The sequence below is a fragment of the Streptomyces sp. NPDC001380 genome, from assembly GCF_042895785.1.
Taxonomy (GTDB): domain Bacteria; phylum Actinomycetota; class Actinomycetes; order Streptomycetales; family Streptomycetaceae; genus Peterkaempfera.
The window spans coordinates 149,076-158,415 of the sequence record NZ_JBIAWP010000016.1; the positions used below are offsets into that span (position 1 = coordinate 149,076).

8 protein-coding genes and 1 pseudogene are annotated in these 9,340 nt (G+C 76.6%); 7 read left to right on the top strand and 2 right to left on the bottom strand.

Going from position 1 to position 9,340, the window contains the following annotated elements; translation table 11 throughout:
• The first annotated feature begins 10 nt into the window (after positions 1-10).
• The 6 genes from ACFY07_RS20395 to ACFY07_RS20420 all read left to right on the top strand — a co-directional run bounded on the left by ACFY07_RS20395 (position 11) and on the right by ACFY07_RS20420 (position 6,410).
• The gene (locus tag ACFY07_RS20395) at positions 11-862 is read left to right on the top strand and encodes an STAS domain-containing protein (protein ID WP_390870337.1); all 852 of its coding nucleotides are present in this window, start codon (positions 11-13) and stop codon (positions 860-862) included.
• Positions 859-1,239, top strand: coding sequence for an STAS domain-containing protein (locus ACFY07_RS20400; RefSeq protein WP_390870338.1), 381 nt, complete (start codon positions 859-861; stop codon positions 1,237-1,239). Before ACFY07_RS20395 ends, ACFY07_RS20400 begins: the two co-directional genes overlap by 4 nt.
• A 17-nt stretch (positions 1,240-1,256) precedes the next feature.
• On the top strand, positions 1,257-1,658 hold the full coding sequence (locus tag ACFY07_RS20405) for an ATP-binding protein (protein ID WP_390870359.1): 402 nt from the start codon (positions 1,257-1,259) through the stop codon (positions 1,656-1,658).
• A complete protein-coding gene (locus ACFY07_RS20410; RefSeq protein WP_390870340.1) occupies positions 1,646-2,755 on the top strand; it encodes an ATP-binding SpoIIE family protein phosphatase in 1,110 nt (369 codons plus the stop codon). The genes ACFY07_RS20405 and ACFY07_RS20410 overlap by 13 nt, the downstream gene beginning before the upstream one ends.
• Positions 2,752-4,659: an ATP-binding protein gene (locus tag ACFY07_RS20415; protein ID WP_390870341.1), complete on the top strand. Its 1,908-nt coding sequence runs from the start codon at positions 2,752-2,754 to the stop codon at positions 4,657-4,659. Before ACFY07_RS20410 ends, ACFY07_RS20415 begins: the two co-directional genes overlap by 4 nt.
• 182 nt (positions 4,660-4,841) lie before the next feature.
• Complete coding sequence (locus ACFY07_RS20420; RefSeq protein WP_390870361.1) at positions 4,842-6,410, top strand: SpoIIE family protein phosphatase; 1,569 nt, start codon at positions 4,842-4,844, stop codon at positions 6,408-6,410.
• 127 nt (positions 6,411-6,537) lie between these two features.
• On the opposite strand, the gene ACFY07_RS20425 is transcribed toward ACFY07_RS20420, so the two are convergent.
• Together ACFY07_RS20425 and ACFY07_RS20430 are read right to left on the bottom strand one after the other, a co-directional pair.
• The gene (locus ACFY07_RS20425) at positions 6,538-7,149 is read right to left on the bottom strand and encodes a TetR family transcriptional regulator (protein WP_390870343.1); all 612 of its coding nucleotides are present in this window, start codon (positions 7,147-7,149) and stop codon (positions 6,538-6,540) included.
• 144 nt (positions 7,150-7,293) lie between these two features.
• A complete protein-coding gene (locus ACFY07_RS20430) occupies positions 7,294-8,487 on the bottom strand; it encodes an alkane 1-monooxygenase (RefSeq protein ID WP_390870345.1) in 1,194 nt (397 codons plus the stop codon).
• A 542-nt stretch (positions 8,488-9,029) separates the two neighbouring features.
• Between ACFY07_RS20430 and ACFY07_RS20435 the strand changes: the two are divergent.
• A pseudogene (locus tag ACFY07_RS20435) lies at positions 9,030-9,340 on the top strand (hypothetical protein); the annotation flags it as partial.

A 9,340-nucleotide genomic window follows, 5' to 3' on the forward strand; every position in this document is an offset into this window, starting at 1 on the left:
AGTACGCCACGTGGTCGGACCCGACTTCTCCGAGCGGCTGGCGAACCTGCTCTCCGCGGACGGCGGACGGCTCGCCGAGGCCTGGGTCGAGCGGGTGTCGACCTCCCTGCGGAACCGGATGAGCACCGTCGAGCTCGACCGCGAGCTGCGCGAACTGTACGACGCGCTGGTCGAGGCGCTGCGCCGGGGCGCCGGCGGGGTCCACGACGAGAACTTCTCCGAGGTCCGGGCGCTGCTCACCGAGATCTCCCGCAACCGCGCCCGCCAGGGCTTCACCCCGGGCGAGACCGCGGTCAGCGTCTTCGCGCTCAAGGAGGTGCTGGAGCCGCGGCTCACCAGCGGGTCCAGCGCCGACATCGGCGCCTACCTGCGGCTGAGCCGGCTGCTGGACGAGTTCGGCCTCTTCACCATGGAGACCTACTCGCAGACCCGCGAGGAGATCATCTCCGCCCAGGCCGAGCAGCTGCTGGAGCTGTCGACGCCGGTGGTGAAGATCTGGGACGGCGTCATCGCGGTCCCGCTGGTCGGCACCCTGGACTCGGCCCGCACCCAGGTGGTGATGGAGAAGCTGCTCCAGGCGCTGGTGGACACCGGCTCCGAGCAGGCCATCATCGACATCACCGGCGTGCCCGCGGTGGACACCCAGGTCGCCCAGCACCTGCTGAAGACGATCGTCGCCGCCCGGCTCATGGGCGCGGAGTGCACCGTCTCCGGCATCCGCCCGCAGATCGCGCAGACGATCGTCGCCCTCGGCATCGAGTTCGGCGACATCGTGACCAAGGCCAGCCTCGCCGACGCGCTGCGGCACGCCCTGGGCCGCACCGGCGCCTCCGTCGTCGCCAAGGCCGGTGAGCGCCGGTGAGCGAGCGTGTGCCGGTCCTGCGGATCGGGGACGTCCTGCTGGTGTCCATCCAGATGGACCTGGAGGACCAGACGGTCATGGACCTCCAGGAGGACCTGGCCGAGCGGATCGTGGCGACGGGCGCCCGCGGCGTCGTGATCGACATCACGGCCGTGGAGATCGTCGACTCCTTCGTCGGCCGGATGCTCGCCACCACCGCCTCGATCTCGCGCATGCTGGACGCCGAGACCGTCGTCGTGGGCATGCGCCCCGCCGTGGCGATCACGCTCGTGGAGCTGGGCCTGTCCCTGGGCGGCGTCCGCACCGCCCTCGACCTGGAGAAGGGCCTGGCCATCCTGCGGCGCAGGTCGGGCCTCCCGGACGCGGACACGGCGTGACCGGCACCCTTGTCCCGGTGGGCGGGGCGACGCGGCAGCCCATCGAGCGCAACGACGACGTGGTGCGGGTGCGCCACCTCGTGCGCGCGCTGGCGCTGCAGTGCCGCCTCTCGCTGGTGGACCAGACCAAGCTGGTGACCGCCGCGAGCGAGCTGGCCCGCAACACCCTCGTGTACGGCGGCGGCGGCTCGGTCAGCGCCGGCCTGGTCACCCGGGGCGGCCGGACCGGGGTCGCCGCCTCGTTCGAGGACTCGGGTCCGGGCATCCCCGACATCGACCTCGCCCTGACCGACGGCTGGACGTCCGGCGGCGGCCTGGGGCTGGGGCTCAGCGGGGCCCGGCGGCTGGTGGACGAGTTCCACCTGGAGACCGAGGTCGGCCGCGGCACCACCGTCTCGGTGGTCAAGTGGGCCCGGTGACCGGCCCGGAACTGCTCGGCAGCGAGGACGTGGCCTGGTTCCGCGACGACGATGCCCTGCCCGGCGCCGTGCGGGGCGCGGCCGCCGCACTGGCCCGCCGGATCGGCCTCGACGGTCAGCGCGCCTCCGAGGTGGCCCTCGCCGCCACGGAGATCGCCACCAACATCGGCCGGCACGCCGTCGACGGCTCGGTGCTGCTGCGCGTGCTGCGCTCGGGCGGGCGGGCGGCGGTGGAGCTGGTGGCCATGGACAGCGGGCCCGGCATCGCCGACGTGGCCGCGGCCCTGCGCGACGGCGTGTCGAGCGCCGGCACCCTGGGCATCGGCCTGGGCGTGGTGGGCCGCATGGCGGACGCCTTCGACCTCCAGTCGACACCGGGGCGCGGCACGGTGCTGGCCGCGCGGTTCTGGGCGCGGGACACCTCGACCGGACAGGCCGTCCTCGACGCCCCCGCCGACGAGCCGCCGGTGGCCGGGCTCACCCGCCCCATCAGCGGCGAGCAGGTCTGCGGCGACACCTGGGCCGCGAAGCTCGACCCGGCCGGCGGTGCGGACGCCGCCGCGGGCACCGGACCGGCCGGCGCCGGGGACGGGCGTCCGGCGGTGCTGATCCTGCTCTGCGACGGACTGGGGCACGGCCCGCTCGCCGCCCGCGCCGGCGAGGCCGCCGTCCACGCCTTCCGGGAGTCCCGGGCGGCCCGTCCGGAGGCGGTCCTCCGGGACGTCCACACCGCGCTGCGCGGCACCCGGGGCGGCGCCGTCGCGGTCGCCCGGATCGAACCCGCGGCGGGACGCCTGCTGTACTGCGGGGTCGGCAACATCAGCGGCTTCCTCGTGCGGCCGGACGCCCGCAGCAGCCTGCTGTCCGCGCCGGGCATCGCCGGCCACCAGATGCGGGGCCTGCGGACCTTCGAGGCGGCGCTGCCGCCCGGCAGCGCCCTGGTGATGCACTCCGACGGCCTGACCGAGCGGTGGGGGCCGGGACTGCCGGGCGGCCTGCTGCGCCACTCCCCCGTCGTCCTGGCCGGCCACCTGCTCCAGCAGGCGGGCCTGCGCCGGGACGACGCCGGGATCGTGGTCGCGAAGGGGCTGTGGTGAGCGACGTGGCGTCCGACATGCGATGGCGGCCGGTGGCGGCGCTCGCCACCGAGCAGGACGTCTTCCTCCTGCGGCGCGGCGGCCTGGTGGCCGCCGAGGCCCTGGGGCTGGAGCGGCAGGACCAGGTGCGGCTGGCCACCGCCCTCAGCGAGCTGGGCCGCGACCGCCTGGAGTGCACCGCCGTGACCACGGCGTTCTCCGTGCGCGGCGGCGCCGTGGCGACCCTGGTGGTGACGCTGCGCTGGCAGGACGGGCCGCCCCCGTCGCCGGAGTCGCTGGCGTCGGCCGCACGCCTGGTCCCCCGCATCCGCCACGTGCCGGCCGGGCAGGGCGGCAGCATCGCCGTCGAGCAGGACCTGCCCGCGGGCGCCGACCCGCACGGCGCCTGGGCGGACCGGGTGCGGGCGATGCTCGGCCCGACCGCCGGGGACACCCTCTCCGCCGGGATGCGCGCCCAGACCCACGACCTGATCGCCGCCCTGGAGGACGTCCGGGCGCAGCGCGAGGAGCTCCACCTGCTCAACCAGGAGCTGGAGGAGACCAACCAGGGCGTCCTGGCGCTGTACAACGAGCTGTCGCAGGAGCTGGAGGAGACCAACAGCGGCGTGGTGGCGCTCTACGCGGAGCTGGAGGACAAGACCCGCCGCCTGCAGGAGGTGAGCGAGGCCAAGACCCGGTTCTGGGCCACCGTCAGCCACGAGCTGCGGTCGCCGATCAATTCGGTGATCGGGCTTGCCCGGCTGCTGCTGGCGCCGGGGTCGCCGCTGCTGGACGCCGACCAGCGGCAGCAGGTGTCGCTGATCGCGGGGTCGGGCAGCACGCTGCTGGCGCTGGTGGACGAGCTGCTGGACGTGGCCAAGGCGGAGTCGGGCCAGCTGCGGCCGCAGCAGGCGCCGGTGGACCTCGGGGTCCTGCTCGGGCAGCTGCAGGGGACCATGCGCCCCTCCTCCCCGGGCGGGCGCGTCCGGCTGTCGGTGGCCGGTCCGGCCGGGGTGCCCGAGCCGGTCACGGACGAGGTGATGCTCACCCGGATCCTGCGGAACCTGCTGTCCAACGCGCTGAAGTTCACCGAGGCGGGCGAGGTCTCGCTCGACGTGGGCACCGAGTCCGCGGACGGCCGGGAGTGGATGCTGTTCACCGTCCGCGACACGGGGGTGGGCATCCCGCACGACCAGCAGGAGCGGGTCTTCGAGGAGTTCTACCAGGTGCAGGGGCCGCACCAGCGGGGCCGGTCCGGCACCGGGCTGGGGCTGCCGTACGCGCGGCGGCTGACCGAGCTGCTGGGCGGGACGCTGGCGCTGGCGAGCGAACCGGGCCGGGGCACCACCGTGGTGGTCCGGCTGCCGGTCCGCCCGGAGCCGGAGGCCCCCGCCGGGCCGGCGCCGGCGGACGGCCCGGTGCCCGCGGCGGAGCCTGCCGGTGCGGGCACCGCGGACGGGCCGCGGCCGCTCGGCGTGCTCCTCTGCGTCGACGACGACCCGGCGTTCCGGGCCGTCGTCCGGCCGGTCCTGGAACGGCTGGCCGACCGGGTCGTGGAGCTCGACCGGGCGACCGGCATCGCCGGGGCGGTGCGGCGCGAGGGCGCGGACGCGGTGCTCCTGGACCTCCAGATGCCCGGGACCGACGGCTACGCGGCCGCCCGGGAACTGGCGGGCGCCGGACCGGAGGTGGGCGGCGTCCCCCTGGTCGTCGTCACCGCGGCCCCCGACGACGCGGTCGACCGGGACCGGCTGGCGCACGCCCGGGCCGTGCTGCAGAAGGGCGGCCTGACCTACGAGCGGCTGGCCGAGGTGCTTCTGGGCGGCCCGTCCGGGGCAGGAACCGGTCCGACGGGAACGGGGCGGACAGGCACGGAGCAGGCGGGCGGGGGCGCCGGCGGCCGGGGCGGGAAGGAGGCGCGGTGAACGGGGACGTCCCGGACGCGCCGCGCACACCGGGTACACCGGGCACGCCGGGCACACCGGATGCACGGGGCCCGCAGGGCGCCCGGAGCACCGCGGTGGCGCACGCGCCGGACCCCTTCGGGACGCGGGAGGGCGCGCCCGCCCGCAACGACGCGCCCGCGCCGGACGGCGCCCCCGCGACCGTGCTGGTCGTCGACGACAACGCCGTCAAGCGGTACGTCCTCACCACCTGGCTCAGGCGCGCCGGCCACCGCGTGGTCGAGGCCGGCGACGGGGAGGAGGGGCTGCGGGCCGCCTGGCAGGACGGCCCCGACGCACCGGAGGTCGCCGTCGTCGACGTGCGGCTGCCGGACCTCAGCGGCTTCCAGGTGTGCGAGCGCCTCAAGGCGGACCCGCGCACCGCGGGCGTGCCGGTGATCCACGTGTCCGCCACCGCGATCGCCGTCACCGACCGCACCCAGGGCCTCGACCGGGGCGCGGACGCCTACCTCGCCGAGCCCATCGACCCGCAGGAGCTGCTGGCCACGGTCGCGGCCGTGCTCCGGTACGCGCGCGCCCGCCGCCGGGCCGAGGACCTCGCCGCCCGCGTCACCGCCCTGAACCGGATCACCCTCGACGTCTACAGCGCCCCCGCCGCGCGGCCGCTGGCCGCCGCGGCCGCCGCCGGCGCCGCCGTCCTGCTCGGGCAGCCCGCCGCCGCCGTCCTGCTCACCCCGCAGGAGGAGGCGCTGTGCACGGTCGCCCCCACCCCCGGCGCCCTGACGCTCCCCGCGCCGGCCGCCGCCGACGCGCACGCGCGGCTGGGCGACCTCGTCCTCGGCAGCGCCACCGGCGCGAGGACGGCGACGGTGCCCGAGGAGGTGTGGCGGCCGCTGCTGCCCGGTGCGCCGATGGACGGGGAGCTGCTGGTGGCCGCGGCCCGCACCAAGCGGGACCGGCCCCCGCTGTGCCTGGCCGTGCAGGCGGACACCGCCCGGTCCTCCGACGACCGGAACCTGCTGATCCAGCTGGCGCACGCATGCGCCCTGTCGCTGGAGGCGCTGCGCGCCTACAGCGAGGAGCACTCCCTCGCCCTGACCCTGCAGCGCACCTTCCTGCCGAGCCGGCTGCCGCGGGTGCCCGGACTGGAGCTGGCGGTGCGCTACCGCCCGGCGGCGGAGCAGACCGAGATCGGCGGGGACTTCTACGAGGCCGTGGAGACCTCCGGCGGGCTGCTGCTGGCCATCGGCGACGTCGCGGGCCACTCGCTGTCGGCGGCCACGGTCATGGGCGAGGTGCGCCACGCCCTGCGCGCCTACGCCATGGAGGGCCATCCGCCGGAGGCGGTCCTGGAGCGGCTGGACACCTTCCTCGTCCGCTCCCGCCCGGGGGTGACGGTGACCGTGTGCCTGGTGCTGGTGAGCCCGGACCGGCGGGAGGTCCGGGTCTCGAACGCCGGGCACATCCCGCCGCTGCTGATCGGCCCGGACGGCGCGGGCGGCTACCTGCGGCCGCACAGCCCCCTCCTGGGCCTCGGCCTGCCGCACCCCCCGGCGGTCCCGTACCCGGTGGCGGCGGGCAGCAGGCTGCTGCTGGTCACCGACGGCCTGGTGGAGGAGCGGCGCACCGACCTGGACGAGCGGCTGGCCGCCTTCGCCACGGCCGCGTCGGCCGGGCCGGAGGACCTGGAACTGCTCTGCGACCTCATGCTGGCCCGCTTCGGCGAGGGGAACGACGACGACATCGCGATCCTGGCGGCGCGGCTCGACTGACGGGGTCCCGTCCGGTCCGGGGCCGGCGGCACCCGTGCGGGGCCGCGGACGCGGGCCCCGGCTCCCGGCCGACCGGCTGACGGACCGCCGACGCGTCGGCCCGTCGGCCCGTCGGCCCGTCGGCCCGTCAGCCGGTCGGCCCGTCAGCCGCCCCGCCCGTCAGCCGCTCCGCGAGGCGGGCGAGGGCGGCGGGCGCGTCGCCGCCCGGCGAGGGCTGAAGGAGGTGGCTGAGGGTCAGCCGGACCAGGACGTCCGCGGCCTCGTCCGCCTCCGCGGCGGGCAGGGCGGGCCGCTGCCCGGCCAGCCAGGCGGCCACCAGACGGCGGGCGGGTTCGAGGACGGCGTCCGGCTCGGTCGTCAGGTGGGGCAGCAGGCCGGTGTCGGCTCCAGTGTGCGAGGCGGTCAGGACGGCGGCGAGGAGCGGGTTGGCGTCCGCCTGGCGGAAGACGGCGCGCAGCGCCGCCTCGACCGCGTCCCCCACCCGTCCGGGGTGGGCGGCGAGCGCCTCGGCGACCGCGGCGAGGAACCCCTCGGCCTCCCGCTGCACCAGGGCCCGGCCCAGCCCCTCCCTGCTGCCGAACTCCCGGTACAGGGTGGGGCGGGAGACGCCGACGCGGGTGGCGACGCCGGAGATCCGGACCGCACCCCAGCCGCGTTCCACGACGGCGTCGCGGGCGGCGTCGAGCGCGGCCTCGCGCAGTTCGCGGCGGTAGACGCGGTGCAGGGGTTCGGCGGTCACGGGGAGGAGTCTGCCAGGTCGCGGTGGCGGGGTCCCGGGCGCGCGGGTCCCGGGCGCCCGGGTGCCCGGCAGGCGGGTGCCGGGCAGGCGGGTGCCGGGGCCCCGGCGGGGGGACGGGGCCCCGGCGGCCGGCGGGGGGGCGGGTCAGGCCGCCCCGGCCGTCCCCGCGGCGGGTGCGGCGGCCTCGGCGAGGCGGCGGCGCAGCCGGGGGTGGAGGTTGGCGCGGGTGGCGTCGCCGCCGTAGTGGGCGAGGACGCGCGGGTCCATGACGCGGCGCCACAGGGGCGTGGCCCACGCCAGGACGATCATGGAGGCGTACCCGGAGGGCAGCTGCGGCGCCTCGTCGAAGTGGCGCAGCGTCTGGTAGCGGCGCAGCGGGTTGGCGTGGTGGTCGGAGTGGCGCTGGAGCTGGTACAGGAAGATGTTGCTGGTGGTGTTGTTGCTGTTCCAGCTGTGGCGGGGGGCGACGCGCTCGTACCGGCCGTCGGGGCGGCGCTCGCGCAGCAGGCCGTAGTGCTCCAGGTAGTTGACGCTCTCCAGCAGGCAGAAGCCGAGGACGGCCTGCAGGGCGAGGTAGGGCAGGACGGCCGGCCCGAAGGCGGCGGTGAGCGCGCCGAACAGGACGGCGGACATCGCCCAGGCGGTGAGCACGTCGTTCTCCCGGGACCAGACCGGCCGGCCGCGGCGCTCCAGGCGGCGGGCCTCCAGCCGCCACGCGGAGCGGGCGCTGCCCGCGACGGCGCGCGGGAGGAACGCCCAGAAGCTCTCGCCGAGCCGGGAGCTGGCGGGGTCCTCGGCGGTGGCGACCCGGATGTGGTGGCCGTGGTTGTGCTCGACGTGGAAGTGGCCGTAGCAGGTCTGGGCGAGGGCGACGCGTGCGAGGCGGCGCTCCAGGGACTCGCGCTTGTGGCCGAGTTCGTGGGCGGTGTTGATGGCGACCCCGGCGACGACGCCGACGGTGGCGGCCAGGCCGGTGCGGTCGGCGGCGGACAGCTCCGGGCGGGTCCACTGGACGCAGGCCCAGACGAGGGCGGCGTACTGCAGGGGCAGGTAGAGGTAGGTGCACCAGCGGTAGTAGCGGTCGCGCTCCAGGACGGGGATCGCGGCCTCGGGCGGGTTCTCGGCATCGGTGCCGATCAGCCGGTCCAGGACCGGGATGAGCACGAACGCGAAGACGGGGCCCCACCACCACCAGAGGCCCTGGCCGGTGGCGGCGGCGAGGGCCCCGGCCTGGAACGGCAGGGTGGGCACGGCCAGGCCGAGCAGCCAGGCGTACCGCTTGCGGTCCCGCCAGGGGGCCGCGGTCTCCCCGGCGGGTGCCGGGCCGGTCGACGTCATGGGGTGCCTCCTCGGCGGCTCCGCGGGGGTCGGGGCGCTCCGGGCCCCTCCCGCTCGTCCTCAAGGCTGGCACCGCGCCGGGGAATTGACAATACGGCTTCACCTGTAAAAAAGCTGATGCGGCATCAGAAAGCGCGAGGCGCCGCGGCACCGGCGCGGACGGGGGCGGCACCGGTGCGCGGCGGTAGGGCGGGGCCACGGCGGGGCGGGAACCGGGAGGGTCGGGATCCGGGGGGCGGGGCGCCCGCGCCCGGGGCGGAGGCGCCGGCCGGACCCGCACCGGTACGGTCGCCCCACGACGGCCGCGCCCAGGCGTCCGCACGGCGGCGGGGGTTCCCCGCCGGGGCCGGCGGCGACCTGTCGGGCCCGGGGTCTTGACGGCGTCCGGTCAGAACCCTACTTTCTGCAGACAGCAAGTTTCCAGCAAGTTTCATGAAGCTTGCAGCAAGCAACGGAACGGTCTTGCGGGCCAAGCACTCCCGCCCCATCCGCCGAGTCTCTCCACCCACCCCGACGGCTGCCCCCAGCCACCAGGAGACACCGTGGACAACCCCACCCGCGCGCGTGCGCACGGACGCCGCCGACCGCGTACGGTCGGCGCCCTCACCGCCGCCACCGCCCTCGGCCTCACCGTGGGCACCGGCCTCGTCCTGACCCCTGCCGCCCAGGCCACCCCGCCCGGCAGCAAGGACGTCACCGCCACCCTCTTCGAGTGGACGTACACCTCCGTCGCGAAGGAGTGCACCGACACCCTCGGTCCCAAGGGCTACGGCTTCGTCGAGGTCTCCCCGCCCCAGGAGCACATCCAGGGCCCCCAGTGGTGGACCTCCTACCAGCCCGTCAGCTACCGGAT